Here is a 23,867-nt window from a genome sequence, read left to right on the forward strand (position 1 = left end):
CGCGCATGCGCGCGCATCAGCCGCTTCGCCCCCGCACCCGCAGGCGGTGCCGCTTCACCAGCCGCCCGAGGACGTGTCGGCTGCTCAGCCCGAGCTCCCGCCATGCAGGTCCCTGCCGCCCGCCGTGGCGATCGAGACAAGCCTGGATCGCCGCCGGATCGAGGGATTCGGGGTCGACGCGTCCCGCCTCGTCGCCCAGGGGATCGGGCGGCAGCTCGATCGGCAGGAGCGAATCGCTGCGGCTCGCCTGCAGGCTCTGCCAGAGGAGCGCCTCGAGCTCTCGCACGTGGGTGCGGTAGCGGTGCGCCACCAGCTGGCGCACCAGCCCACAGGAGATCCGCGCACCTGCATCGGGATCGCCGCCCGGAAAGAACCGGCTCGCGATGCTGGGGTCACTCCGTGCGATCCGTCCGAGCAGGCCCCTCGCCAGCAGCGGCACGTCCTCCCGCCGGGCGTTGAGGTCGGGGACGTCGACCCGGAGGCGGAAGCGCGCGAGGACATCGTGCTTGAGCGCTTCGTCGCCACGGTTGGTGGCGGCGACGAGGCGCAGATCCGCTCGGGACGGACGTGCCTCGCCGAGGCGGCTGTATTCGCCCTCGTCGAGGACGCGCAGCAGGTGGGCCTGCGCCGCCTCGGGCAGCTCGCCGAATTCGTCGAGGAAGAGCGTCCCGCCGTCGGCCTCGCCGACCAGGCCCCTTCGCTCCGGCATGCCGGGGTTCGGGTAGCCCTTCGCGTTGCCGAAGAGCTCCGCGTCCACCAGCCCCTCGGGGATCGTCGCCGCGTTGCGGGAGACGAGGGGCCGCGTCCGCCGCCCCGATCCCTCGTGGAGCGCCCGGGCGACGAGCTCCTTGCCGGTGCCGCTCTCCCCCCGCACCAGCACGTGGGCGTGCCGCGGAGCGACGAAGGCGACGCGCTCCCGCAGCGCCCAGGATGCCGGCGATTCGCCGATGAGTCCCGCCCGGTCCGCGCAGCCGAACGCGTGGCGCTCGAGCACGGTGCCCGGCGCCGGCGCCGGCAGCGAGGCCGGGCGCAGAAAGAGTCCGAGCAGCAGCCGGCTATCGAGCTCGACGAGGCTGCCCGGCCCCAGCACCGCCTCGTCGCTCCTCCTTCCGTCGACGAGCAGCGCGCCCCGCCCGCGATTCTGCACCAGCACCGTGCTCCCGGCGCTGCGCTCCAGGGCCAGCTGCTCCCGTGAGACGAGGGGGCTGCGTATCGCCCCGGTGAGATCGGAGCGACCGGGCCGCTGCCTGCAGAAGACGAGGCGGGCCACCGGATCGCCCGGCCCGGGCTCGAGCCGGCCCAGGCTGCACCGCCCCCGGGGCACGACCGCCACCTCGCCCACGCGGTCCGGCTCGTCGACGGACCAGAGGATCACGAGGACCGGCAGGTTCTCGATCGGCGGCGCCGCCGACGGTCCGGGCATGAGCAGCGACTGGGTCTCCTCCATCGCAGTCCCCTATCTCTCGCTCCGGGTGGCGAGGCTCGCCGCGAGGGAGGCCCGGCGCATGTGCGCTGCCGGCAACCAGCTCGCCAGATCCCGCAGGGAGGCTGCCGCCTCGGCAGCAGTGGGCCGCTCGGCGGGATCCTTCGCCAGCATGCGCGCCACCAGCTGGTCGAGTGGCGCCGGAACCGACGGATCGATGGCGTGGAGCGGCCGCGGATGGACCACGAGATGCTGGCGGGAGAGCTCGAAGGGGCTCGGTGCCTCCAGCGGGCGCGCGCCGCAGAGCACCTCGTAGAGCAGCACCCCGACGCTGTAGACGTCGGCCCTGCCGTCAGCGGCACGCCCCGCCACCCGCTCCGGCGCGATGTACGCGGGCGTGCCGAGGAGGTGGCCGTGGGTGCTGGCGGCGCGGGCCGAGGCCAGGGTCGCGATCCCGAAGTCGAGGAGCTTGGTGACGGGCCCTTCCGGCCCCCGGTGGAGAAAGACGTTCGCGGGCTTGACGTCCCGGTGGACGATCCCGGACGCGTGGGCGACGGCGAGGGCGGCGCAGACGTCCCCGGCGATGCGCGCCCCTTCGTCGAAAGGCAGCGTCTCCCCTCGCCGGAGGCGCTGCGACAAGGTCTCGCCGCTGAGCAGCTCCATCACCAGGTAGGCCAGGCCGCCGTCGCCCACGCCTGCATCGAGCACCGTCACCGCGTTGGGATGGACCACCCTGCAGCTCGAGAGCGCCTCGATCCGGAAGCGCTCGAGGTGCGTGCCTTCCGCCGCGGAGGCGCGGAGCAACTTCACCGCCACCCGGCGCTCGAGCGAGAGCTGCACCGCGCGGTAGACCACGCCGAAACCGCCGCTGCCAATCGGCTCCTCGAGCCGGAAGCGCCGCTCGAGGGTCGTGCCGGAGAGCGCCTCGAGGTGCGGCGGCACCAGGGCCATCCCGTTCTGCGCCACGTTGCGCCAGTGGACGTCCGGTGCGGTGGCGACCGGATCGCGGAACGTCCACGCAGCGTCGATACGGCCGGGGTCGAGAGGAACGGCTCCCTCCTCGAGTTCCACCCGGGTGATCCCCGGGTGCAGCAGCTCCAGCTGCTCGCGGAGCGCCATGCGCAGCGACGCCCGGCGCGCTGCGTCGGCGGCGCGCCGAGACTCCTCGAGGCGTTCGAGGCAGGCATCCACGGTCTGCCGGAGCGCCACGAGCTGCCAGGGCTTGGTGAGGTAGCGATGGACCTCTCCGTGGTTGATCGCCTCGAGCGCGCTGTCGAGATCCGGGCGGCCGGTGAGCACGATCCGGGTCGCGTCCGGATGGTCGCGCCGGATGCGTCGGAGCAGCTCGAGCCCGTGCATCTCCGGCATGTCGAGGTCGGCGATCACCAGATCGACGTGGCGCCGCGCGAGGATCTCCAGGGCGTCCGCGGGCCGGGTGCACCCCAGCACCTCGCGGTCCGCGTCCCGGAGCGCCCGGCGGAGGGCGTCGACGACGTCCCGCTCGTCGTCGACGACGAGCACGGTCCGCGTGCCGCTCACGCTGCCCCCTCCCCGCCGAGGGTCGACGCAGCCGCCTCGATCGCAGCGAGCATCGCCGCAGGCGTGGCGAAGCGGTCGCGGGCATCCTTCTCCAGCGCCCGGTGCACGATCGCGTCCACCGCTGGGGGCACCAGCCCCTCGGGGCCGACGATGGCACCCACCGCGCGGCTCCTGTGGGCGGCGAACACCGCCGCCGGCGCGTCGCCGTCGAAAGGCACCCTGCCGGTGAGCATCTCGAACATCACCACGCCGAGCGCGTAGAGATCCGAACGGGCGTCCGCGGGCAGCCCCGCCGCCTGTTCCGGCGCCATGTACCAGGCGGTGCCGGCGACGCCACCGGGGCTGCTCGAATCCCCTGCGTCCCGACGGATCCGCGCCAGGCCGAAGTCGGCCACCTTCACCCGATCACCGGGCAGCAGGAAGAGGTTGCCCGGCTTGATGTCCCGGTGCACCACGCCGGCCTCCGCTGCGGCGACGAGGGCGCCGGCGAGCTGCGCGGCGATCCGGAGGACGCGCGCCACCGGCAGGGGCCCCGCGGCGAGCACCACGTCCAGGGTTGGCGCCTCCACCAGCTCCATCACGAGGAAGGTGCGGCCGTCCGGCAGGCGGCCGATGTCGCTCACGTCGACGATCGCCGGATGCCGCGCACGGCAGGCGGCGCGCGCCTCCATGATCAACCGCGTGGCCGCCTCGGCGCCGCGCACCAGGCCGTGATGGAGCACCTTGATGGCGACGGGTTTCTGCAGCACCTGGTGCTCGCCCCGGTAGACGACACCCATGCCGCCCCTGCCGATCTCGTCCCGGAGCTCGTAGGTCGCAAGGGATCGGTTGGCCGGGCCGGAGCCAGCGCTCGCAAGGGAAGGCGTCACCAGCGCCCGCACCTCGACGCTGCGGCCAGCGTCCGTACGCCGCATGGAGATCAGGTGCTCGGCGGCGTGGCTGATCCCGGCCCGGCGGGTCCGGATGCGGCCGAGCTGCTCCTCCTCCCTGGCGATATCGAGGCCGGCGAGAAGCGCGAGTCTGGCGGCGAGGGCGTCGCCGAGCGGCAGCGGCAGCACATCGAGCAGCAAGTCGCTCCCGGCCCTCTCGCCGACCACCTGGAACCCGCTGGCATCGGGGCGCACCTCGACGGCGGCGAGCTGGCCGCGATCGAGGGAGAGAAGCAGCGCCTCGGCGAGAAGCACGGGATCGAGCCCCGCCAGGCCGCCGTTGGCGGGCGCCTCATCCATCCCCGACGACCTCGTCGATCAAGGTCCGGAGCGCCCGCGCCTCGAAGGGCTTCTCGAGGCTCGGCCCCTTCTGTGCGTTGAGGAAGGCCCGCGCCTCCGGGCTGAACGCGCCGCCCGACATGAAGACGACCTGGTTGGTGAGCTCGGGGCGCTCGTGCTGCAGGCGCTCGAAGAACTCCATGCCCGTCATCTCCGGCATCATCACGTCGCAGAGGATCACGTCGTAGCTCGTGCTCGCGAGCAGCCGCAGCGCCGCGTCCGCGCGCTGCACCGCGTCCACGTCGTGGTGGCGGCGGAGGATCCTTCGCACGGACTGGCCCACCTCGTTCTCGTCGTCGATCACGAGGATGCGCCGCCGCCTCTCGCTGGCCACCTCCGGCGCCGAGCCGCTGGTCGCCGCCGGCTGCTGCGAGGGCGGAAGCGCCACCTTGAAGATCGTCCCCTGCCCCACCACGCTCGCCACCGAGATGGTGCCACCGAGCTTGGTGACCACCTGGTGGCAGATCGAGAGCCCGAGGCCGGTGCCGACGCCCACCGGCTTGGTGGTGAAGAAGGCGTCGAAGATCCGGTCGAGGTGCCCCGGCTCGATCCCCTGCCCCGTATCCTCCACCGAGACCACGACGTTCCCCTTCGCGTCGGTTCCGCTGGTGATCCGGATCGAGTTCTCGGAGACGCGGCCCGGTGGGATCGCCTGCACCGCGTTGTGGATCAGGTTGAGGAAGACCTGGCCCAGCTTGGTCTCGTTCGCCTCGACGTGGGGAATGGTGCCGAGGTCCAGGCGCACCGAGGCGTGGTGGCGGATCTCGTTGTCGAGCATCGAGATCGTGGAGTGGATCAGCTGGTTCACGTCGACGGGGCGGAAGGAGTCCCGGTCGGCGCGCGAGAAGGTCCGCAGGTCCTGCACGATCTGGCGCACCCGCTCGCTTCCCCTGCACGCGGCTTCGAGGGCCGCACGGAGCTCGGTGGCGTCCTCCCCGTACGGCGCCAGGCGCTTCTCGTCGAGCTCCTCCGCGAGGAATTCGAGATTCGAGATCACGAAGGCCAGCGGGTTGTTGATCTCGTGGGCGACGCCGGCGGCGATCGTCCCCATCGCGGCCAGGCGGTCGGTCATCTGGAGCTGGGCGCGGGCGGCGCGGAGATCCCGGTCGTCGCGGATCACCACCACGATGCCCCGGACCTGTCCTTCTGCGTCACGGTAGGCGGAAGCGCTCACGGGGAGTGTGGTGTGCCCCTCGGCGATCCGGAAGCCCGTCTCCCGATCGCGCACGGCTTCGCGCTCGACGTGCGCCGCGAGTCCAGCGGCAAAGGCGCTCTCGTCCGGTGTCGCCAGGGCCACGAGGGAGGTGCCCGGCAAGGCCTCCGCCCCGAGGCCGAAGAGCGCCGACGCCGCCCGGTTGCCGCGCAGCACCAGCCCCGCGGGATCGACGAGGAGCACGGGGTCGAGCAGCGCCTCCAGGGTGGCCTCGAGGACGTTGCGCTGTGCTCGCACGTTCTGCTCGCGCTCGGCGAGGAGCCGCTCGAACTCGGTGGCGAGGAGGTTGACGCAATAGGCGATCGCGTCGTCGACGCCGCGGTCGTAGCTCCGCTGGAGGCGTGCCGTCATGTCTCCCTGCGAGAGGCGGATCAAAACGTCGACGATCTCCTGGTTGCGATCGATCACCCGGTGCTCCGCGCGGCGCGCGCCATCGACTCGAGCCAGGGCATCGCGTCGTCGAGCGTAGCGAAGAAGCGCGTGGTGATCGGCGGCCGCTTCAGCCCCGTGTAGACCGCGGCGATGGCCCGCCCCCAGAACGTGCTGCCGATGAGCGCGTAGCAGAGCGTCATCGACCCATGGGTCTCCTCGGCGTAGACGTCCCGGGCGCCCGCGTCCTGGTCGACGATGTTGTCCATGTAGATCGCGAAGCAGCCGGGATGGCCGAGCCGCGCCCAATAGGCGTCCTGCCACTCCACCTGCTCCCGCGCCGACTCGGCGGTATCGCGCATGCCCTGGTGCGGGACCATCACCGCCAGCCAGGGCGTCACTGCGTAGCAATCGCACTTCGAGGTGGAGCCGACCGGCGTCCACCCACTCGTATCGGGCTTCTTTTCCATGGTTCCCCCCAGAACGTTCCGCGACGTTCCCATGCGGAGCCGATGTGCGACAAGCCACCCACCGCGAAGGAGGCGCCGGATTCACCAGGAGAGAAGAGCCGCGAGCGACGAAGGGCACCGCGGCATAAGCCGGGTGCCCTTCGTCGTTGCGGCTCGCTCTTCGACTAACGACGTGCAGGCGCCTTCAGCTTCTGCGCGTCACCGGCGAGCTGGGAGTCGATGAACTGGAACATCATCACCTCCTCCTTCACCCGGTCCGACCGGCCCTTGCCGGCGCCGTGGCCCGCCTTCTCCTCGAGGTGGAAGAGGATCGGCGCGGTGCCGGCGTGGGCCTCCTGGAGCGCGGCGACGAATTTCGCCGTGTGGATCCAGGTGACGCGGGTGTCGGCCCTGGCGGTGAGGCCGAGGAAGGCCGGGTAGGAAACACCCGGCATCACCTGGTGGTAGGGCGAGTAGCCGAGGAGGTAGCCGACCTGGTCGGCGTTCTTCGCGGAGCCGTATTCGTCCACCCAGAGCTCGGCGGGCGGCCACTCGTCGAAGCGGATCATGTCGTAGAGGCCGACCCGGCCCACGCAGGCGCGGAAGAGCTCCGGCGCCTGGGTCATCATCGCGCCCATGAGCAGGCCGCCGTTGGAGCCGCCGGTGATGGCGAGCTTCGCGGGCTTCGTCCACTTCGAGCGGATGAGGTGGCGCATCGCGTATTCGAAGTCGCGGAAGACCTGGTGCTTGTTGGCGAGGCGGCCGGCGTCGTGCCATTCCTCGCCGAGTTCGGAGCCGCCGCGGAGGTTGGCCACCGCGAAGATGCCGCCCCGCTCGACCCAGTAGAGCGCCGAGGGGCTGAAGCGCGGCGAGAGCGAGATGTTGAAGCCGCCGTAGCCGGTGAGGAGCGTGGGGTTCTCGCCGGTGGGCTGCACGTCCTTGCGGCGGAGCACGAACATCGGCACCGGGGTGCCGTCGAAGCTCGGGTAGTCGAGCTGCTCGACCACGAACTTCGAGACGTCCGGCGCGGGCACGGTGGCGAGCTCGGCGAGCTTGCCGCTCTTCACGTCGATCTCGTAGAGACCGGGGGGCCGGAGGAAGGAGGCGTAGGTGATCACCAGGCGATCGCCCTTCTCCTCCCCGTCGGCGCCGGAGATGGTGCCGAGGTCCGGCAGCTTCACGTCGCCGGCCTTCCTGCCGTCCTTGCCGTAGAGCTCGAGCCTGGAGACCGCCTTCTCGAGACGGACCACCGCGAGCTTGCCGCCCACGAAGGCCATGCCGTCCAGCGGCCACGCCCCCTCCGCGATCAGCGTCTTCCAGTGCTGCGGCGCCGGCTTCTTCGGATCGACGGCGACGACGCGGAACTTCGGCGCCTCGTGGTTGGTCCGCACCACGATCCGGCCGTCGATGAAGGTCGGCTCGGCGAAGAGCGCCTTCAGCTCTGCGGGGAGGACCTTCTGCAGGTCGTTCTTCTCCCGCTCGAGCATCCAGATCTCGGAGACCGCCCAGCCCTTCGAGACGTTGACGAAGAGGCGCTTGCCGTCCGGCGTCAGCTTCACGTCGACCCAGTCGGTCTTCTGGTTCTGCTTGCCGAAGACGTAGGCGTCCTTCGCCGGATCGCTGCCGAGGCGGTGGAAGTAGACGTGCCGGTTGTAGCGGTCGCCCTTCGGATAGCGCGTGTAATAGAAGCCCGACTCGTCCGGCAGCCAGGCGATCGAGGCGTGACGGGTATAGGGGATCGTCTCGCCGACCTGCTTGCCGGTGGCCACGTCGAGGACGTGGAGGACCGAGTCCTCGGAGCCGTCGCGCGAGAGGCCGTAGACCACCTGCTTGCCCGAGGGCGAGGGGTAGTACCAGTCGAGGGCCACCTTGCCGACCTTGTCGAGCTGCATGGGATCGACGAGGCGCGTCTCCTTCCCGGCGCCGTCGCGCACGTAGAGGATGGGCTGCTCCTGATCGCCGGTGCGCCTGGTGAAGAAGGTCTTGTCGCCGTGGACCGAGGCGCCGGCGACGCCGCCCACCTGCGAGAGGGCGTCGATCCGCTTCTCCATCGCAGCACGGTCGCCGGGCAGCTTCGCGAAGAAGGCCTCGGCTGCTGCGTTGTTCCGGTCGATCCAGCCCTTCGCGCCGGCGTCGGACTCGAGGGCACGGTGGGCGTCGGTCACGGCGTAGCCGTGGAGGTTCTCGGTGACGGGACCTGCTGCGAGCGCCGTCGCGGGCGAAGCCGCGAGCGCCAGGAGCAGGGGCAGTCGAATGCGCATCGTTCCCTCTCTCGTGTTTCCGGTGGACGCGGGGCCGGCCGCGATGGCCCACGGCGGGCGCCCCCTGAAAGCAAGGGACGCACGAGCGGGGGCAAATCCTTCCGGCAATCGGGCGGCCCCGGTGTTTTTGGCCCGTCCGGTCCTATCTACACGACCAGCCGTGCTGGTGGCGATGACTGGAAATTCCTGAAAGGCGCCTACCCCGGACCGATGGTGGTGGCCATCTGCTGGGCGAAGGTGATCCAGTTGCCGGCAGGGTCGCGGTAGGCCACCTCGGCCATCCCGTAGAAGGTGGTCCGGCGCTCCATCACCTGCTCGTAGCCTTCGAGGGAGCCGATCACCTCGTCGAGCTCCTGCACCACGAGGAAGAGGTGGCCGCGGGGCATGCCGCCGGCGAGGGCCTTCGGCTCGTCCTTCTCCACGCTGCGCCGGCTCTGGAGCATCAGCGTGTGGCCGTCCTTCTCGAGGATGACGAAGCCGATCGCGCCGTCGTCCGGCACCTCCTCGGTGCGGTTGAAGCCGAGGCGCTCGCACCAGAAGACGAGCTGCGGCTCGATGGCGTCGACGATGAGCAGCGGCGTGAGGCTGTCGAGGCGGGTCATCTCTTCCTCCAGGCCGCCATCGTCGCATCGCTGCGACGGCGGCGCGCCCGGATTCTCACGCCCCGCCCGGGGTCAGGGCCTGGTGCGCCGCTCCCGCCGCTGCTTCGGCGCCGGCGCCGCGGGCTCGTCGCCCATCCGGGTCACCAGCGTCTCGAGGAAGGAGGGCGCCTTCTCCGGCCGCGGGGCGCCGCCGAGGAAGCGCTCCCGGAGGAACGCGACGGTGTCGTCCAGCGTCTCCATCGGATCCCGCGGCTCCCAGCCGAGCTCGGTGCGGGCCCGGGTCGAGTCGCAGTACCAGAAGTGCTGGGCCATCTCGACGCTCACCGGATCCACGGGCGCGCGGCGCTCGGGGCCGCCGAGGCGGTAGAGGCCGTCGACGATCCGGGCGCCGAGGCGGGCGGCTGCATCGGGGATCCGCGCTGCAGGCGGGCGCACGCCGCTGGCGCGGCCGAGGCGCAGGAAGAACTCCTGCATCGTCCAGTTGGGGCCGCCGAGGAGGTAGCGGCTCTTCGCCTTGCCGTGCTCCATCGCGAGGATCGCGCCTGCCGCGGCGTCGCGGGCGTCGACGAAGTTGATGCCGCCGGAGGGCACCACCGGGATCTCGCGCTTCAGGAATTTGAGCACGTCGCCGCTCGAGGAGAGGCGGGTGTCGCCGGGCCCGAAGAGGATCGAGGGGTTGATGCAGAGGACGTCCATCCCCTCGAACGCGAGCGCGAGCTTCTCCTGGTAGATCTTCGAGAGGTAGTAGGGCCAGTCGCGCACCAGCTCGTAGCGGAAGGGGCTCTCCTCGGTGGAGATCTCCTCCTCGCGCTTCGAGACCGCGATGGTGCCGGAGGTGGAGGCCACCACCACCCGCTTCACCTTCGCCGCGTGCGCGGTGTCGAGGAGCAGGCGCGTGCCGTCCACGTGGAGCCGGTACATCTCGCCGGCAGCGTCCGGGTCCCGGGAAACGAGGCCCGCCAGATGGTAGATCCGCTCGACGCCCTTGCACGCCTTCGCCAGCACCTCTTCGTCGAGGAGCGACCCGGCGATCACCTCGACGCCGAGCTCGTCGAGCTCCGGCGTCGCCGCGCGGGAGAGCACCCGCACCTTCTCCCCGCGGCGGGAGAGCATGGCGAGGAGGTGTTTGCCGAGAAAGCCCGTGCCACCGGTGACGAGGATCCTGCCCATCACTTGGTCTCCTTGCTCGCCTGCCGGTTGCGGCTGGTGGGCCGCTTCGGCCTGGCGGGCACGGCGCGGTTCGCGGGCTGCTTCTCCGCCGCTGCGGCGATCGCCTCGACCTGCACCTCCGCCGTCTCGGCGGGCGTGGCGGCCTCGGGCTTGCGCCGAGGCTGCGGCTTCACCACCGGCCGTCCCTCCGCCAGCGCCCGCACCGCCTCCTCGACGATCCGCGCCACCTCGCGGTGCTGCTCGCTGCGCGGCAGCCCGTCCACCGCAGCGGCGAGCTCCTCGTAGGAGAGGAAGGGCCCGATCCGCGCGCCGAGATCCCGCGTCTTCGGGAGCACCGCGCCCTTGGGCATCGCCTCCCAGGTGCCGTCCAGGTAGACGGGCAGGATGCCCACCTTGTTGGTGAGGGCGAGGTAGCCGAGCGACCCCTTGAAGTCCTTGATCGTGCCGTCCTGCGCCCGCGTCCCCTCGGGGAAGATGAGCAGGTTCTTGCCCTGCTGCAGCGAGCGCGAGGCGAGCGCCAGCGACTCGCGCAGGGAGCCGTGGCGATCCATCGGGATCAGGTGGGTGAAGTTTTCGAAGTAGGTGCGACGGAGCCGGCTCGAGAAGAAGTAGTCGCGGGCCGCGAGGGCGACGAGGTTCTCGCCCTGATCGCCGAGGGCGTGCTTCACCAGGCCCATGTCGAGATGGCTGGCGTGGTTCGCCGCCACGAGGAAGTTCACGTGCTGGGGCACGTGGGCCCGCCCGTAGATCTTCGTGTCGAAGAGCCGCTCGTAGAGCCCCTTCTGGCCGGTGCGCAGCGCGCCCTTGCCTGCGGCGACCACCAGGTCGGGGAGCTCGAGCCCTTCGGCCTCCGCGGGCTCGGCGGCCTTGCGCGGGGGCTTTGCCGGCGGCACCAGGTCGTCGAAGAACTTCACGCCCTCGGTGCGGGCGATCGCCACCGCGGAGGAGAGCACCGGCACCTGATCGATCGCCGGCTGGAGCGCGTCGAGGAGCGAGCCGAAGAGCGAGGGCTTGCGGGTGGCGCGGGTGCTCTCGCGGGGCGTGTGCACGGGCGCCTGCTGCGGCCTGCCGCCGCGGCGCCACTCCGCCACCTTGCGGGCGAGGTCGCCCACGGTGGCCACCGCCATCACCTCTTCCGAGGAGGGCGGCCGCACGCCTGCGTCCTCGAGCTGCGCGGAGAGCTCGGTGAACATCAGCGAGTCGAAGCCGAGATCGCCTTCGAGCCGCGCCTCCGGGGTCACCTTCTCCCGCGGCTGCTCGCAGACCCGCGCCACGAGATCGGTGAGCCAGGCGTTGCCGTCGGCGACCGCGCCCTTGCGGCTTCCTGCACGCACGCGCTCGAGGCGCTGCAGCTCCTCCACCACCACCGGCCGCTTCACCTTGCGGGTGGCGGTGCGGGGGAGATCGGTCTCGCGGAAGTGGAGCACCTTGATCCGCTTGTAGAGCGGCAGCTGGAGCGAGACGTCGCGGACATGCGCCTCGATCTTCCGGCGCGTCTCCTCGCGGCTCTCGTCCTCGCGGTACGCAGGCACCACCAGCGCGGCGACCTTCTCGCCGCCGCTGCCCTCGGGCAGGCCGACGATGGAGAGCTCCTTCACCAGCTGCGTCGCGCCGTAGCGATCCTCGAGCTCGTCGGGATAGACGTTCTTCCCGTTGGCGTCGATGATCACGTCCTTCTTGCGGCCGACGATGACGAGGTGGCCCTCGTCGTCGAAGCGGCCGAGATCGCCGGTGAAGAGCCAGCCGTCCCGCAGCGCTTCCGCGGTGGCGGTCTCGTCGTTCCAGTAGCCCGCCATGATCGTCGGGCCCTTGGCGATCACCTCGCCGACCCCGTGATCGTCGGGCTCGTGGATCTTCACCTCGATCCCGGCAAGCGGCTTGCCGACGTGGCCTGCGTGGTTGTCGCCGGGGGCCTGCACGGTGAGCACCGGCGAGGCCTCGGTGAGGCCGTAGCCCTCGAAGATCTCGAAGCCCATCCCCTGGAAGGCCTTGTAGATCTCGGGGGGCATCGCCGAGCCGCCGCTGATCAGGTAGCGCAGGCGGCCACCGAACTTCCGGTGGATGGGGAAGAAGGCCGCCTTGGCGTGGAGGCGCGAGCCGGTGCGCTCCTCGAGCTTGCGCGAGAACCCCTGCAGCGCCTTGGCGCCCTTTAGCAGCCCCTTGTCGGCGAGGCCGCTCTCGATCCGGCGGAGCAGCAGCTGCCAGAGCGCGGGCACGCCCACCATCGCGGTGATCCGGCCGGTGCCGAAGGCCTCGCCCAGGGTGTCGGCGGTGGTCTCCTCGATGTAGGCGATCTCCGCGCCGCAGGCGAGCGGCACGAGGAAGCCGGCGGTGAACTCGAAGGTGTGGTGGAGCGGCAGCACCGAGAGCAGGCCGTCGCGCTCGCCGAGCTGGAAGACCGCGGAGAGCTTCGCCACCAGCGCGGTGAAGTTGCGCCCGTGGAGCATCACGCCCTTGGGCTTGCCGGTGGTGCCGGAGGTGAAGATCAGCGAGGAGAGGTGGGCGGGATCCCGCGGCGCGAGCACGCCCTCCTCCACCGCCGGGAGCGGCGCGGAGAAGAGCTGCTCGAGGCCGAGGACCTGCGCGCCCTCGAGCGTTTCGTCGAGGCCGAGGCGCTCGCGCGCCGCGGGCGAGGCGATCACCGCCCGGGCCTGCGCGGAGCGCACCACGTTCTCGATCTCCTCGCGGCTCGCCTGGTGATCGACCGGCACCACCGTGGCCGCCGCCTTGATCGCGCCGAAATAGGCCATGCCCCACTCCGGCCGGTTCTCGGCGAGGAGGAGCACGCGATCCTCGGGCTGCACGCCCGCGGCGGCGAGGTAGAAGGCGGCGCGCACCGCGCGATCGCGGAGCTGGCCCCAGGTGTAGCGGTCGGCGCTGCCGTCCTTGCGGAGCCAGCGCATCGCCACCTTGCCCGGGTGGCGGCGGGTGCGGGCCTCGAGGAGCTCCCAGAGGTCGCGGTAGACCGGCACGCCCTTCTTGCGGATCTTCACGCCGAACTCGTCCTCGAGGTTCGGGTAGACCCACTTCGCCAGGCCTGGCAGGTGGACGTCGAGCCAGTAGGAGAGCCAGTCGTAGCCGTCCGGATCCCAGGGGATCCGCGCGGCATCCGCGGGATCCATGCGGGCGTAGAGCGCACGCATGTTCTTCGAGGAGAAGATGTACGAGTTCTCCCAGACGAAGGGCATGAAGATCTCGAACATCATGTCCGCCATCTGGGCGCGCTTGCCGGCGAGCTCGAGCTCCTCCTGCACCTTGTCGATGGCGGCGGCGATGCGGGGCGCACCCCAGCTCGGCTTCACCTCGTCGAGGAAGGAGCCGATGTTCTTCGCCAGCTTCGCGAGCTGCGGCGCGGAGGTCTGCCGGTAGCGATCGGCGCTGACGGACTGCGGCTCGATCCGGGCGAGGATCTCGTTCTTGAGCTTGTCGCCCTCCTCCGCCTTCGCCAGGTAGTGGCGGCGGCGGTAGAGGCCCGTCATCTCGATGGTCCGCTCCATCGTGAGCGGGTTCGAGTCGGAGGTGCCGAGCTGGTAGACCTTCTCCGCCTTGCCGGCGGCGAGCGCCGCGGTCACCGCGATCATGCCGGCGGCGATGTGATCGGCGGGGATCACGTCGAGGATGAGGCCCTTCTTCGCAGGATAGGTGCGGTGGCCCTTGATCGCGAGGAAGGTGAGGGGCGCGGTGGTGGTGAAACCCTCGTTCCAGCCGGGGAAGGGGAACCGCAGCGAGCTCTCCACGATCGCCGGGCGGACGATGGCGAAGTCGAGGCCTTCCTTCCTGGCGAAGGCGTCGATCACCTGATCGCCCAGGCTCTTGGTGTAGCAGTAGGTGTTGGGCCAGCCCCACTCCTGCGCGCGGTTGGCGCCGGCGCGGATCAGCTGCTCGGTCACCCACATCTTCCGCTCGCGCATCGCGCCGGTGCGGATCGCCTTGGGGTCGTGCTCGTCGCGGCCTTCGTCGTGGAGGCGCTCGAGCGCCTTGGCGCGGAACTCGGAGAGGAGCGCCTTGTCGTCGCCCATCGCCTTGAGCCGCTCGACCGTCGCCTTGCAGTCCTCGATCTCGACGAAGGGATCGAAGGTCTCACCCGGGCGCTGCTCGCGCTTGGGGAAGTAGCCGACGATGTCGGGATCCTCGGGCACGTGGCCCGGCGCGTTGCCGGCGACGAAGCAGGTGGAGACGTGGAGGAGCCTGGCGCCGATGCGCTTCGCCGTCTCGGCGACGTGGAGCGCGCCGAGGGCGTTGGCGTTGATGCCAGCCTCCAGCGTCGGGTTGAAGTCCACGAGGCCCGCGGAGTTGACCAGCACGTCGACGTTGCCGGTGAGCTGCGCGAGGAGCTCCTCCGAGAAGGCGCACCACTTCTTCGACACGTCGCCGGGGATGGGCTCGCACTTCGCGCGGAGGAAGCGATCGAAGTCGGGGCCGAGCTGGGCGCGCAGGGGATCGAAGGGCGGCGCCACCACCACCTTGCCGTAGAAGCGATCCGCGGCGGAGGTGGAGATGCCCGGACGGGCGAGGACGTAGACCTTGCCGATGTCGGGGAAGCGCGCGAGGAGCATCGAGAGCGCCACCTTGCCGACGAAGCCGGTGGCCCCGGTGAAGAGGATGCGCTTGCCGCGCAGGCTCTCCGTCACCGAGAAATCGAACGCGTCCGCGACGGGCGCCGCAGCGGCGACGCCCTTTGCCAGCGTGGTGGACATGTGAATCACTCCACGTCCGCGAGGACGACCGGGGCGTTGTGCACCATGGTGATCTGGGCGCTGCGGCCCATCTCGCTGCGGGCCATGGCGATCGCCTCCGCCAGCGTGGCGGCGCGCTCCCAGCCGAGGATCTTCGGCACGTGCGCGTTGTCCGCGCCCACCACGATCACCTTGCCCACGTGCTGGCGGCCGTTCTCGCCCCAGTACCACATGTACAGGGGGTGAACGCCGTGGAAGGCGTTCCCGCGCCGGTACATCTCGATGTAGGCCGGGTTGGTGGCGAACTCCTCCTCGTACTTCGCCGAGTGGACCGCTGCGTCGCGGGTCTCGGCGAGCACGCGGTGGAAGAACTCCACGTAGCTCGGGTGGTGGTTGGTGTCGAAGGCGTCCGAGCAGGGATGGGTGAGGATGAGCACGCCGCCCTTCTTCACCAGCGGCCTGCCGCGGAAGAGGTTGAAGAGGTAGCCCAGCCCCATCACCTGCACGAGCAGCGGGTTGAGCGCCGTCGAGTTGGCGTTGTAGGGCGTGATGAAGGGGATGCCGTGGATGAGGATGTCGGCCTGCCCCTTCACCTGGACCGCGTACTGCTCGTAGCTCTTCTCGAGGATCTTCTCGTGCACCAGCTCGGTCTTGCCGGCGTGGACCGAGATGAGCTCGTAGGGCGCGGGCACCCGCATGAAGACCTCGCGGCGCATCGCGCGCGGGGTCTTCGAGAGGGTCCACTTCAGCGCCTGGAACTTCAGGCGATCCGACTCGGTGAAGTCGTCCTCGTTCTTGCCGAGGAACTCCATCGGGCCGCCGTACATGCGGTTGTTGATCGCCGTCTCGATCTTGAAGACGTTGAGCTTGCGCTCGACGATGTGACCGATGCGATCGAAGGAGCGGTGGAGCTCGGAAGGGCCCTTGGGATCCATGTACGACTGGGTGCCGCGGATCGCCTGGGGGTTGTGGTTGGCCTTGAGGCCCTTGTAATCGGTGAGGCCGACGCCGATCGACTTGTGGCCGCCGTTCATCGGCACGAAGTTGATGTTCGCGTAGATGAGCAGGTCGCTGTCGGCGGCGCGGCGGTTGATCCGCACCGGCTCGCCGTGGCGGGTGGTGCCGATCTCCACGATGGCGTCCGGATCCTCGGCGTCGTGGTGGTAGAGCTTCTCGGGCCAGTGGCTCCGGAAGATCTTCGGGCCCACCATCCGCTCCACCTCGCCAGCCGTCATCTTCCGATGGAGCGCGATGGCGATGATGATGTGCACGTCCTCGACGCCGTGATCGGCGAGCATCTCGAGGAGGATCTCGAGCATCGTCTGCCGGAGATCGGGCCGCGCCATGCCGGGCAGCGGCAGCGAGATGTCGTCGATGGCGATGGTGACCTTCATCCCGGGCTTGAGCTGCGCGGGGAGCGGGTCGCAGCCGAGCGGGTGGTTGATCGCCCAGCGGATCGCGGCGCGCGGGTTGGGAAGGCCCGCGATCGGCTGCTTCGGGTAGATCACCCGGGTGCCCACCGGCAGGTCCTCGAGGAGGAAGTCCTCGCCGTAGTGGAGGATGCGGGGGGCGCTGCCCTTGTCGATGGTGACGACTTCGGGTGCCTCGAGCTCTCGTGCCAGCCTCATTTGAGATCCACCACCGGCCAATCGTGGGACTTCGCCATCTGGCGCAGCCGGAAATCGGGGTTCACCGCGGTGGGCCTGCCGCACACCGCGAGCATCGGATAATCGGCGTAGGAGTCGCAGAAGCCCCAGCAGGCGGAGAGGTCGAGCCCCTCCTTCGCGCAGTAGTCGCGCACCGCCGACGCCTTGGTGGCGCCTGCGAGCAGGGGCTTGATCACGCGGCCGGTGGCCACGTTGTCGACGAACTCGAGCCGGTTGGCGATCACCTCGGTCATCCCGAAGTGGCGCGCCAGGGGCAGGATGGTCAGGTCGATGGCGCCGGTGACGAGGACCTGCCGCGCACCGGTCTGGCGGCAGCGCTCCACCATCTCCTCGGCGCCGGGGAAGATCGCAGGCTTCAGCACCCGCTCGAAGAGCTCCTCGGAGAGGGCCACGAGGCGGTCCTTCGTGAGCCCCTTGTACTGCTTGTAGAAGAGCTCGTTGAAGAGGGCGCGGGAGGCCTGGTCGGCGAGCCAGAAGGCGGGCACGCCTGCGGCGAGCACGGCGGTGCGCAGCGCCGACTCGACGAGGCGGCCGCGGTTGGCGGCGTAGAAGCCGAAGGCGTGGACCACGTTTGTCCGGACCAGCGTGCCGTCCACGTCGTAGAAGGCAGCGGACCGGGCAGCGTTCGGTGCGGGCGGTACGGAAGCGTGCATGGGTACCCGGGCCCCTCCCTCCAGGACCGTGGAATCGGAGCACTCCTAAATCCCTGCCGGCGACCGAAAGTCAACGCGACTCGCGTTCGCACCTGTGCAGGCCCTTTCGCGCCGCGCCGCGGCATCGACGGGATGGTTCCAGTGATTCCGGCATCTTGCGAGATGTGTTGTCTGGCAGCCGACAGAACTTCGCTCCCGATGGGGCCCAGTCCGATGGTAGGTCGGCTGACCATTGGTAAGATGCCCGAATGGCCTTCGAGGAGCAGGACCGGGGCAGCGCGCGCCGCGAGCGCCGCCGCCAGGAGATCGCCCGTGCCTGCCTCGAGCGCTTCGCCGAGGAGGGCTGGGCCGAGGCGCGCCTCGATGCCCTCGCCGACGACGCGGCGATGAGCAAGCAGGGGCTGCTCTTCTACTTTCGCGACAAGGCCGACCTCTGGGCGGAGGCAGTCACCTGCGCCGCCGAGGAGATCGCCCGCGCCCTCGCCCGCCGGGTCACCGGCGAGCGCGGCCCCGCAGCGGTGCGGGCGCTGCGGCGCGGCCTCGACGAGGTGGCTCGGGTGCTGCCCGCCACCTTCTCCGTCTTCCTCGACGCAAGCGGCAGCGTGCCCCGGGCCTCGGCGGTGCAGCAGGGGCGGAGCACCGCCACCCTCGACGCGCTGCTGCTCACGCTGGCCACCGCGCTCGCCGCAGACGGCGGCAGCCGCGAGGCGGCGCGGCGACTGGCAGGGCTCGCCTGGCTCACCCTGCTCGCCCACCACCGGGAGGCACGGGCAGCGAGCCGGGCGGGGCTGGCGGCGGCGACCCAGCACCCTGCGGACCTCGATTACGCCGAGGCGCAGCTCGTGGTGCTCGCGGGGTCGCTCGCCCGCAGCCGCACCTAGCGTGTGGTGGGCGGAGGTCGCAGCCCCGTTCGGACATGCCTCCCCACTTGCGCCGACCGGATGGGCTGACTATCCCTGCAAATTCTCCAATGGGATGTATGGGAGGCGCCCACGAGCGGCCACCCGCCCGTGACCCGAGTCGAGTCCCCGCATGACGGAACGGCCGATCATCCTCGTCGTCGACGACGACCCCGATCTCCGCGCGGTCCTCTGTGAGGCGCTGGGGGCGGATGGCTACGACGTGATCCCCGCAGCCGACGGGGCGGAGGCGCTGACGTGGCTCCGCCTCGGCTTTCGTCCCCGGCTCATCCTCCTCGACCTGCTGATGCCCGTGATGGACGGCTGGCGCTTCCGGGAGAGCCTCGGCGCCGACCCCGCCCTCGCCGCGATCCCGGTGATCCTGATCTCGACCGAGGACAACGCGCGCCGCGAACCGATCGACGTGGCGATGCTATTGCGCAAGCCGCTCGCACTCGGCGAGCTCCGCGCGATGGTCGCGCGCTTCTGCGAGCTCGCACCGCAGCAAAATGTCGCGCCGGACGCGAATCCCGGTTGACACCCGGCGGCGAATCGGCAAAATCCGCCGCGCTTCAACCCGCTGCGCCCAGGTAGCTCAGTCGGTAGAGCAGGGGACTGAAAATCCCCGTGTCGCTGGTTCGATTCCGGCTCTGGGCACCAAGAGGGCCGACTCGGTTTTTCCGGGTCGGCCCTTTTCCTTTTCGCGCCTGCACGCGGAGTCGCTCGGCCGGCTCATCGGGCGAGGACGGCGACCGCTCCCGCAACGCCGGTCAGGACGAAACCGCCACGACCTCGCCGACGAAGGCCCCCTCGGCCGCGGCGCAGAGCACGCTCGCGAGCCGCGACCGCGATACCTCCATGCTCCGCACCTCTCCGGTAAGCGAGGTCATCACGGGCCGCCCCGTGTCCTTGTCGACCAGGCCCACCGGCTGCACCAGCGTCCACTCGAGCCCGCACGCGCGTACCAGCTCCTCCTGGCGCTCGTGATCTTCGATCTGGGGAGCCAGCAGCAGCGCGAAGGCGAGGGACCAACCGAAGCTCAAACGGCCCCTGCTGCTCCCGATCCCGTACGTGGTCTGTACGACGAGCCTGCGGACGCCGGCCCGCTGCATGGCTGCGATCACGTTGGCGGTGCCCCTGGACCGGACGTCGATCGGCGTGCGCCGGATGCCCAGCCGCACGGCGAGCGGGTTCTCGTGGATGCCGAGCGTGACGACGACGGCGTCGCATCCGGCCACGCAGCCGTCCAGGTCGGAAGGCTGCAGCGCGTCGCCCCGCCGGAGCGTGAGCCGGGGCGCTGCCGGGATGGTGCTCGGATCGCGCGCGAAAGCCACGACTTCGTGGCCGCGCGCGAGCAGGGCGCCCACGGTTTCGCGGCCGCTGCCGCGGCTCGCGCCGATGACGGCGATGCGCATGGGTCGACTGGACTGCTGGGACATGGGTATCTCCTTTTCGCGTCCAGCCTAGGCGCGTCCCCCTGGATGTAGAATGATGGGACGTCCGCTTCTCATGCTCATCCGTCCAGAAATCCGGATGCCCTGCAAGAGGTGCTGCCGTGCCTGCGATTGCCGACCCGCCGGGATTCGACTCGACCGATCCGCTCGCGCGGGTGCTGCATTTCGTGCGCGTGAGCGGAACCTTCTACTGCCACTCGGAGCTGGGCTCCCCCTGGGGACTCTTCCTGCCGCCGATGCCCGGCTGCATGTGGTTCCACTGCGTCAACGAAGGGCGTGCGCTGCTCGAGGTGGACGGCGCCGTACACGAACTCGAGCGCGGGTCGTTCGCGCTCGTTCCCCACGGGCGCGGCCATCGCATCCGCAGCGCTCGTCGGGTCGCGGCGCCCAACGTGGTCGAGCTGCCGCACGAGCTGCAGACGGACCGGTACGCGGTGCTGCGCCATGGCGGCGACGGGCCGCGCGCGACGCTGCTCTGCGGTGTGGTGAAGCTCGACGCCACGGTGGGCGCGGAGCTCGAGAGGTCCCTGCCACCGGTCCTGCACGTCGAGCCACGTGCGGCGGCGCACGGTGGCTCGATGGAGATGACGCTCGCGCTCATGGCCGCGGAGTCGAAGGCACCTCGGCCCGGTGGAGAGACGATCGTCACGCGACTCGCGGACGTGCTCGTGGTCCAGGCGATCCGGGAATGGATCGAGGTGGACCCTGCCGCGCGGAGCGGCTGGCTCGGCGCACTCCGCGACCCGAAGCTGGGCCCGGCGCTCGCCGCGCTCTGGGGCGATCCGTCTCGCGATTGGACCGTCGCCGGTCTCGCCAGGGTGGCAGCGATGTCGCGGTCCGCTTTTGCGGCTCGCTTCGAGGAGCTCGTGGGTGAGCCACCGATGCGGTATCTCGCCCGGATGCGGATGCGCGTCGCGAGCGCGGAGCTCGCCGCGGGCCATGCAACCGTCGCAGCGATCGCGGAGCGCGCGGGCTACCGCTCCGAAGCGGCATTCAGCCGCGCGTTCAAACGCCTGACGGGACTGCCGCCCGGAGCCGTGCGGCGTGCAGGCAAGTCTACGTCGTAGCCCCCGCAGCCGGATCGCTGGGAGAGAGTGGACCTCTCAGAGGGCGCCGAAGACGTCGCCCAGCGTCGTGTTCATCGACGCGAGCGATTGGACCCGGAAGGCCGCGTCCTCGACGGTGGCTGCTTCGATGCGGTCCATGCGGAGCATGCGGGGTGCGCCGCGGAGATGGTCCCAGACGAGCAGGTACCAGGCCGGCCAGCTCACGAGCAGGTAGTGCGGCTCGACCACGCGCTGGGTGCGTCCCTGGTTGCTCCGGTAGGTGAGCGCGAGGGTGCGCTGCTCGAAGAATGCCTGCTGGACCGGGCGAGCGATGCCGCGGGGCGGCGGCGCCCACGAGGCCTCGACCCTGCGCGACGTGGGGCCCACGAGGATCCGTCTCCGTAGCCCGGCGATCCGTTGGCGTTCCTCCGGCGGGAAGGCTGCCGAAAGCTTCTGCCGCAGGGCCTTCACCGTCGTGAGCATCAGCGGCGAGCCGAGGCTCTCGGCGACCGCCAGGGCGAGGAGCAGGTCGAGCGTCTCCTGCACGTTGAGCGGAACCCGCCCGAGTCCGCTCCGTGGAGGCACCCGGAGTCCGCCACCTCTCCCCGGTTCCGACTCGATCGGAACGCCCCGCGCCGCGAGCCGGGCCAGGTCCCGCCGGACGGTGCGCACGCAGACGCCCAGCTCTGCTGCCAGCTCGGGCGCAGTCCAGGATGGACGTGACGCCAGCAGGCCGAGGGTGCGGTCGAGGCGATCGGAGAGAGGTTCTCGCATCGTCGAAAGGTGACCCAGTTTGTCACCTTTCGGATCCAGAGTCACATGCATGGGCACCGGAGCCCACCCGCCCGACCGGACACGGAGAGAACGCGATGACGACGACCTTGCGTGGTGTTTGCACCTTGAGCCTGTGGGCCGCCGATCTGCCGGCGGCCACGCGCTGGTACACGGAATTGCTCGGCGCACCGCCCTACTTCACCAGCGAGGCCGCCGGACGGGGGCCCGGCTACGTGGAGTTCCGCGTGGGCGACTACCAGCACGAGCTCGGGATCATCGATCGGCGCTTCGCCCCGCCGGGCCTGGCGACGGAGCGCGGCGGCGCCGTCGTCTATTGGCACGTCGACGACGTGCAGGGCACGTTCGAGCGCGTGCTGGCGATGGGCGCGACCGAGCTGGAGGGCGTTCGCGAACGCGGCCCCGGGTTCGTGACCGTTTCGGTGATCGATCCGTTCGGGAACGTGCTGGGCTTGATGTTCAACCGCCACTACCTCGATGTGCTCGGAGGCCGGCATGGCTGACGCACCGATCATCGTCTTCCCCTCCGCCGGCGCGTTCGAGCGGTGGCTCGAGGTTCATGCCGCGGAGCAGGCAGGTGTGTGGTTGAAGATCGCCAAGCAGAAGAGCGGCATCCCGTCGATCACGAGCGACGAGGCCGTCGACGTGGGGCTGTGCTTCGGCTGGATCTCCGGCCAGCGCAAGGGCCTCGACGAGACCTGGTACCTCCAGAAGTACGTGCCCCGCCGGCGACGGAGCGCCTGGTCCCTCCTCAACGTGCGCAAGGTCGCAGCGCTCACCGCACAGGGCCGCATGCGCCCGGGCGGTGAGGAGGAAGTGCGCCGCGCACGAGCAGACGGTCGCTGGCCGGTCTGAAGGGGCGCGGTCGAGCGTCCGCCCTCCCGCACCGGTGGAGTGGACGCCCTGCTCTCCGTGCGGCACGCTTCCAGCTTCCGAAAGGGAGGGCACTCCGTGGAGAAGCTGCTGGTCGCAACCCGCAAGGGCGCGTGGTTTCTGCGCCCCGGTGGCGGGAAGCTCGAAGGGCCGCATTTCTTCGGCTCGATCGTCGACCACGGGGTGCTCGATCCCCGCGACCGCCGCACGATGCTCGCCGGTGTGCGCACGGGTCATCTCGGGCCCACCGTCTTCCGCTCGGGGGACGGGGGCGCGACGTGGCAGGAAGCGCGGCGCCCCCCGGCCTTCCCCGCGGGAACGTCGCGCGCAGTCGAGGCGGTCTTCTGGCTCACCCCTGGCCACCGCGACGAGCCGGGCAGCTGGTACGCGGGCTCCGCGCCCCACGGGCTCTTCCGCAGCGAGGATGGCGGGGAGAGCTGGGAGCCGGTCGCGGGATTTCTCGCCCATCGCGACGAGCTCGGCAAAACCCCTGCCCGCATCGGCGGCACGCCGGGCGGCGAGCTCACGCACTCGGTGCTGGTGGATCCGCGCGACCCCGCCCACCTCTACGTCGGCCTCTCCACCGGCGGCTTCTTCGAGAGCAGCGATCGCGGCGAGAGCTGGCGCCCGTTGAACGGCGGCGTCGCTGCCGACTTCCTTCCCGAAGAGGCGCCGGCGTGGGGCCAGGATCCCCATTGCGTCGTCATCCACCCCGCCCGCCCCGACCGCCTCTACCAGCAGAACCACTGCGGCATCTACCGGCTCGACCTTCCCGCACGCGACTGGGTGCGGATCGGCGACAACATGCCGCGGGAGATCGGCGACATCGGCTTTCCGATCGTCGTCCACCCGCGCGATCCCGACGTCGCCTGGGTCTTCCCGATGGACGGAACCAGCGTGTGGCCGCGCACCAGCGTCGGCGGCAGGCCGGCGGTCTACCGGACCCGGGACGCGGGCCGGAGCTGGGAGCGGCAGGATCGCGGCCTCCCCGCGGCGCAGGGATGGTTCACCGTGCTTCGCCAGGCGTTCACGGTGGATGACGGCGATCCGGTGGGGCTCTTCTTCGGCACCACCTCGGGCGAGGTGTGGGCCAGCGAGGACGAGGGCGAGAGCTGGCGCTGCCTCGCCGCGCACCTGCCGGCGATCGTGGCGGTGGAGGCGGCGTGAAGGTCCTCGTCCCGTCGCCACTCCACTCGTACACCGACGGTCGCTCCACCGTGGAGGCAGCCGGCGCGACGTTGGGCGATGTGCTGGTTGCGCTCGACGAGTGTTCTCCGGGCCTGCGCTTCCGCATCGTGGACGAGCAGGACCGGGTGCGCCCGCACATCAACTTCTTCGTCGGCACCGAGCTGGTGCGCCGCCTCGATCACCCCGTCGAGCCGACGGACGAGCTGATGATCGTCTGCGCCCTCAGCGGCGGCTGATTCGAGTGGGATCCATATCGGGCGCTGCAGCCTTGCCGGCGTTGAACGGATGCGACGGAACGGTCGTGCGAATCCGCTGATCCCGACGC

General features: G+C 70.6%; 20 protein-coding genes and 1 tRNA gene. 8 read left to right on the forward strand and 13 right to left on the reverse strand.

Features of this window, described 5'->3' with window-relative positions:
- Positions 1-16 precede the first annotated feature (16 nt).
- The 11 genes from ACESMR_RS12860 to ACESMR_RS12910 form a co-directional block, all read right to left on the reverse strand.
- Positions 17-1,447: a sigma 54-dependent Fis family transcriptional regulator gene (locus ACESMR_RS12860; protein WP_373047480.1), complete on the reverse strand. Its 1,431-nt coding sequence runs from the start codon at positions 1,445-1,447 to the stop codon at positions 17-19.
- 9 nt (positions 1,448-1,456) lie between these two features.
- Entirely contained in the window at positions 1,457-2,962 is a 1,506-nt protein-coding gene (locus ACESMR_RS12865; protein ID WP_373047481.1) for a protein kinase domain-containing protein, read from the reverse strand.
- Positions 2,959-4,191: a serine/threonine-protein kinase gene (locus tag ACESMR_RS12870; protein ID WP_373047482.1), complete on the reverse strand. Its 1,233-nt coding sequence runs from the start codon at positions 4,189-4,191 to the stop codon at positions 2,959-2,961. Before ACESMR_RS12870 ends, ACESMR_RS12865 begins: the two co-directional genes overlap by 4 nt.
- Positions 4,184-5,851: an ATP-binding protein gene (locus ACESMR_RS12875; protein ID WP_373047483.1), complete on the reverse strand. Its 1,668-nt coding sequence runs from the start codon at positions 5,849-5,851 to the stop codon at positions 4,184-4,186. Before ACESMR_RS12875 ends, ACESMR_RS12870 begins: the two co-directional genes overlap by 8 nt.
- Entirely contained in the window at positions 5,848-6,282 is a 435-nt protein-coding gene (locus ACESMR_RS12880; protein ID WP_373047484.1) for a hypothetical protein, read from the reverse strand. The genes ACESMR_RS12875 and ACESMR_RS12880 overlap by 4 nt, the downstream gene beginning before the upstream one ends.
- A 164-nt stretch (positions 6,283-6,446) precedes the next feature.
- Entirely contained in the window at positions 6,447-8,522 is a 2,076-nt protein-coding gene (locus ACESMR_RS12885) for a prolyl oligopeptidase family serine peptidase (protein WP_373047485.1), read from the reverse strand.
- A 197-nt stretch (positions 8,523-8,719) separates the two neighbouring features.
- Positions 8,720-9,124: a VOC family protein gene (locus ACESMR_RS12890; protein ID WP_373047486.1), complete on the reverse strand. Its 405-nt coding sequence runs from the start codon at positions 9,122-9,124 to the stop codon at positions 8,720-8,722.
- 72 nt (positions 9,125-9,196) lie between these two features.
- Positions 9,197-10,294 (reverse strand): NAD-dependent epimerase/dehydratase family protein, encoded by a 1,098-nt coding sequence (locus ACESMR_RS12895; RefSeq protein WP_373047487.1) that lies wholly within the window; start codon positions 10,292-10,294, stop codon positions 9,197-9,199.
- Positions 10,294-14,991 carry an AMP-binding protein gene (locus ACESMR_RS12900; protein WP_373047488.1) on the reverse strand — a complete coding sequence of 1,566 codons (4,698 nt, stop codon included), beginning with the start codon at positions 14,989-14,991 and terminating at the stop codon, positions 10,294-10,296. The genes ACESMR_RS12895 and ACESMR_RS12900 overlap by 1 nt, the downstream gene beginning before the upstream one ends.
- 5 nt (positions 14,992-14,996) lie before the next feature.
- Positions 14,997-16,598 carry a lactate racemase domain-containing protein gene (locus ACESMR_RS12905; protein ID WP_373047489.1) on the reverse strand — a complete coding sequence of 534 codons (1,602 nt, stop codon included), beginning with the start codon at positions 16,596-16,598 and terminating at the stop codon, positions 14,997-14,999.
- A complete protein-coding gene (locus ACESMR_RS12910; RefSeq protein ID WP_373047490.1) occupies positions 16,595-17,290 on the reverse strand; it encodes an HAD family hydrolase in 696 nt (231 codons plus the stop codon). Before ACESMR_RS12910 ends, ACESMR_RS12905 begins: the two co-directional genes overlap by 4 nt.
- Positions 17,291-17,538: 248 nt before the next feature.
- Here ACESMR_RS12910 and ACESMR_RS12915 point away from each other — a divergent pair, with 248 nt between their 5' ends.
- From ACESMR_RS12915 to ACESMR_RS12925, 3 genes are all read left to right on the forward strand, one after another.
- Entirely contained in the window at positions 17,539-18,171 is a 633-nt protein-coding gene (locus ACESMR_RS12915) for a TetR/AcrR family transcriptional regulator (protein ID WP_373047491.1), read from the forward strand.
- 151 nt (positions 18,172-18,322) lie between these two features.
- The gene (locus ACESMR_RS12920) at positions 18,323-18,727 is read left to right on the forward strand and encodes a two-component system response regulator (protein WP_373047492.1); all 405 of its coding nucleotides are present in this window, start codon (positions 18,323-18,325) and stop codon (positions 18,725-18,727) included.
- A gap of 46 nt (positions 18,728-18,773) precedes the next feature.
- Positions 18,774-18,849 (forward strand) — tRNA-Phe (locus ACESMR_RS12925).
- 110 nt (positions 18,850-18,959) lie between these two features.
- Here ACESMR_RS12925 and ACESMR_RS12930 read toward each other — a convergent pair.
- Positions 18,960-19,628, reverse strand: a complete 669-nt coding sequence (locus tag ACESMR_RS12930; protein WP_373047493.1) for an NAD(P)-dependent oxidoreductase — start codon at positions 19,626-19,628, stop codon at positions 18,960-18,962.
- Between the two features lie 116 nt (positions 19,629-19,744).
- Between ACESMR_RS12930 and ACESMR_RS12935 the strand changes: the two genes are divergently transcribed.
- The gene (locus ACESMR_RS12935) at positions 19,745-20,710 is read left to right on the forward strand and encodes an AraC family transcriptional regulator (RefSeq protein WP_373047494.1); all 966 of its coding nucleotides are present in this window, start codon (positions 19,745-19,747) and stop codon (positions 20,708-20,710) included.
- A gap of 36 nt (positions 20,711-20,746) precedes the next feature.
- Here the strand turns inward: ACESMR_RS12935 and ACESMR_RS12940 are convergent, their stop codons facing one another.
- Positions 20,747-21,463 carry a helix-turn-helix transcriptional regulator gene (locus ACESMR_RS12940; protein ID WP_373047495.1) on the reverse strand — a complete coding sequence of 239 codons (717 nt, stop codon included), beginning with the start codon at positions 21,461-21,463 and terminating at the stop codon, positions 20,747-20,749.
- Between the two features lie 95 nt (positions 21,464-21,558).
- Here ACESMR_RS12940 and ACESMR_RS12945 point away from each other — a divergent pair, with 95 nt between their 5' ends.
- The 4 genes from ACESMR_RS12945 to ACESMR_RS12960 all read left to right on the forward strand — a co-directional run bounded on the left by ACESMR_RS12945 (position 21,559) and on the right by ACESMR_RS12960 (position 23,778).
- Complete coding sequence (locus tag ACESMR_RS12945; protein WP_373047496.1) at positions 21,559-21,984, forward strand: VOC family protein; 426 nt, start codon at positions 21,559-21,561, stop codon at positions 21,982-21,984.
- Positions 21,977-22,336, forward strand: a complete 360-nt coding sequence (locus tag ACESMR_RS12950) for a YdeI/OmpD-associated family protein (protein WP_373047497.1) — start codon at positions 21,977-21,979, stop codon at positions 22,334-22,336. The genes ACESMR_RS12945 and ACESMR_RS12950 overlap by 8 nt, the downstream gene beginning before the upstream one ends.
- 96 nt (positions 22,337-22,432) lie before the next feature.
- Positions 22,433-23,521, forward strand: coding sequence for a WD40/YVTN/BNR-like repeat-containing protein (locus tag ACESMR_RS12955; protein WP_373047498.1), 1,089 nt, complete (start codon positions 22,433-22,435; stop codon positions 23,519-23,521).
- Positions 23,518-23,778, forward strand: coding sequence for a MoaD/ThiS family protein (locus ACESMR_RS12960; RefSeq protein WP_373047499.1), 261 nt, complete (start codon positions 23,518-23,520; stop codon positions 23,776-23,778). The genes ACESMR_RS12955 and ACESMR_RS12960 overlap by 4 nt, the downstream gene beginning before the upstream one ends.
- The last annotated feature ends 89 nt before the right edge of the window (positions 23,779-23,867 follow it).

This window comes from Vulgatibacter sp. (assembly GCF_041687135.1).
In the GTDB taxonomy this organism is placed as follows: Bacteria; Myxococcota; Myxococcia; order Myxococcales; family Vulgatibacteraceae; genus JAWLCN01.

Bases quoted from the DNA above. Each gene is read 5' to 3' on its own strand.
- ACESMR_RS12860 (WP_373047480.1), bottom strand. From the start codon at position 1,447: ATGGAGGAGACCCAGTCGCTGCTCATGCCCGGACCGTCGGCGGCGCCG.
- ACESMR_RS12890 (WP_373047486.1), bottom strand. From the start codon at position 9,124: ATGACCCGCCTCGACAGCCTCACGCCGCTGCTCATCGTCGACGCCATC.
- ACESMR_RS12950 (WP_373047497.1), top strand. From the start codon at position 21,977: ATGGCTGACGCACCGATCATCGTCTTCCCCTCCGCCGGCGCGTTCGAG.
- ACESMR_RS12880 (WP_373047484.1), bottom strand. From the start codon at position 6,282: ATGGAAAAGAAGCCCGATACGAGTGGGTGGACGCCGGTCGGCTCCACC.
- ACESMR_RS12915 (WP_373047491.1), top strand. From the start codon at position 17,539: ATGGCCTTCGAGGAGCAGGACCGGGGCAGCGCGCGCCGCGAGCGCCGC.
- ACESMR_RS12885 (WP_373047485.1), bottom strand. From the start codon at position 8,522: ATGCGCATTCGACTGCCCCTGCTCCTGGCGCTCGCGGCTTCGCCCGCG.
- ACESMR_RS12905 (WP_373047489.1), bottom strand. From the start codon at position 16,598: ATGAGGCTGGCACGAGAGCTCGAGGCACCCGAAGTCGTCACCATCGAC.
- ACESMR_RS12920 (WP_373047492.1), top strand. From the start codon at position 18,323: ATGACGGAACGGCCGATCATCCTCGTCGTCGACGACGACCCCGATCTC.
- ACESMR_RS12940 (WP_373047495.1), bottom strand. From the start codon at position 21,463: ATGCGAGAACCTCTCTCCGATCGCCTCGACCGCACCCTCGGCCTGCTG.
- ACESMR_RS12910 (WP_373047490.1), bottom strand. From the start codon at position 17,290: ATGCACGCTTCCGTACCGCCCGCACCGAACGCTGCCCGGTCCGCTGCC.
- ACESMR_RS12895 (WP_373047487.1), bottom strand. From the start codon at position 10,294: ATGGGCAGGATCCTCGTCACCGGTGGCACGGGCTTTCTCGGCAAACAC.
- ACESMR_RS12930 (WP_373047493.1), bottom strand. From the start codon at position 19,628: ATGTCCCAGCAGTCCAGTCGACCCATGCGCATCGCCGTCATCGGCGCG.
- ACESMR_RS12945 (WP_373047496.1), top strand. From the start codon at position 21,559: ATGACGACGACCTTGCGTGGTGTTTGCACCTTGAGCCTGTGGGCCGCC.
- ACESMR_RS12900 (WP_373047488.1), bottom strand. From the start codon at position 14,991: ATGTCCACCACGCTGGCAAAGGGCGTCGCCGCTGCGGCGCCCGTCGCG.
- ACESMR_RS12870 (WP_373047482.1), bottom strand. From the start codon at position 4,191: ATGGATGAGGCGCCCGCCAACGGCGGCCTGGCGGGGCTCGATCCCGTG.